This window comes from Syntrophaceticus schinkii, assembly GCF_000946815.1.
Classification (GTDB): domain Bacteria; phylum Bacillota; class DSM-12270; order Thermacetogeniales; family Thermacetogeniaceae; genus Syntrophaceticus; species Syntrophaceticus schinkii.
The window spans coordinates 1-1,225 of record NZ_CDRZ01000140.1; the positions used below are offsets into that span (position 1 = coordinate 1).

Here is a 1,225-nt window from a genome sequence, read left to right on the forward strand (position 1 = left end):
AACAACAGCAATAATTATCCCCTTCCCCAAAACTACGATATCTTCGATCTGGGTCAGGAATTGCAGTGGGCGGTTAAAGACACCGTCAGAATGTTTGATGTCGACCTTGTTGGTGAGCGTGAAAACGCTATCTTTAAATGCCTTGCTCGCTTCAATCAAGACTTAGGTGTAGAATTTGGAGGCGGCTGATTCCGAGGAAGGTTTACTGGGTGGAGGAAAAGTGAGTACAGGAGACGCAGGCTGATCACCATGCATGCCACACCACTGAATGTCTCAGAGAGCCTGGATCGCCTTCTCTTTTACAATGATGATCTTTCCAGCGCTATTCTGACATCGGCTACCTTGAGCATCAGCGGAGATTTCTCCTTTTTCCGAGAGAATGTCGGCTGTTCCAGGGCATTGGAGATTTCTGTGGGGTCGCCTTTCTCCTATCAGGATCAGTGTCTGCTCTATCTGCCCCAGGGGCTTCCCGATCCGAGAGAACCCGGGTTTCATACAGGTGTGGCACCCTTCATAGAGGAGATCCTTACCCAAACAGAGGGGCGTGCTTTTGTTCTTTTCACCTCATACCGCGGGTTGAATGAGGTGTGGGACCTGCTAAAAGGTCGCCTTCCCTGGAAGCTGTTGAAACAGGGGGATCTTCCTAAAAATAAGCTGATCGAAGAGTTTAAAGCTGACCTGCATTCTGTGTTATTCGCCACAGCCTCATACTGGGAAGGGGTGGACGTACCTGGGGAGGCACTCTCCTGTGTTATCCTGGTAAAACTCCCCTTTGCGGTACCCGATGACCCCCTTACAGAGGCCAAGATCAAATCCATAGAGCGTTCCGGAGGGAATCCCTTTTTATAATTACTCCCTCCCACAGGCCGTTCTCCGGCTGAGGCAGGGTTTCGGCAGGCTGATCAGGTCCAGAGATGACCGTGGGATTGTAGCCATCCTCGACCCTAGAGTAAGGACGAAGCGTTACGGCAGGTATTTCCTGGATGACCTTCCTTCCTGCAGGGAGATAACCAGTCTAGATGATGTTGAACACTTATTAAAAAGCAGCAGAGTGAATAATATTTGCCAAAATATAAGTTGAGGTGATCAAGTTGAAGAAAAGCCTGGAGATCAAAGTAACAGAAGAAATGCTGCTGAAAAGGGCGGGCGGCCGTTCAAACGAAAGAACAGCACAGTATTTACCAGAGATAATATCTCTTGGAGAGGGTTTAGTTGGAACCAAAGA

3 protein-coding genes are annotated in these 1,225 nt (G+C 48.9%); all 3 read left to right on the forward strand.

Annotation, left to right across the window (positions count from 1 at the left end; genetic code table 11):
* Positions 1-189: hypothetical protein (locus SSCH_RS19010; RefSeq protein ID WP_044664756.1), on the forward strand; the 189-nt coding region annotated here is incomplete at its 5' end.
* A gap of 60 nt (positions 190-249) precedes the next feature.
* Positions 250-849, forward strand: a complete 600-nt coding sequence (locus SSCH_RS06465) for an ATP-dependent DNA helicase (RefSeq protein ID WP_052835399.1) — start codon at positions 250-252, stop codon at positions 847-849.
* Between the two features lie 49 nt (positions 850-898).
* Positions 899-1,081 (forward strand): helicase C-terminal domain-containing protein, encoded by a 183-nt coding sequence (locus SSCH_RS21805; RefSeq protein WP_408645705.1) that lies wholly within the window; start codon positions 899-901, stop codon positions 1,079-1,081.
* Positions 1,082-1,225: the final 144 nt, after the last annotated feature.

Bases quoted from the DNA above. Each gene is read 5' to 3' on its own strand.
- SSCH_RS06465 (WP_052835399.1), top strand. From the start codon at position 250: ATGCATGCCACACCACTGAATGTCTCAGAGAGCCTGGATCGCCTTCTC.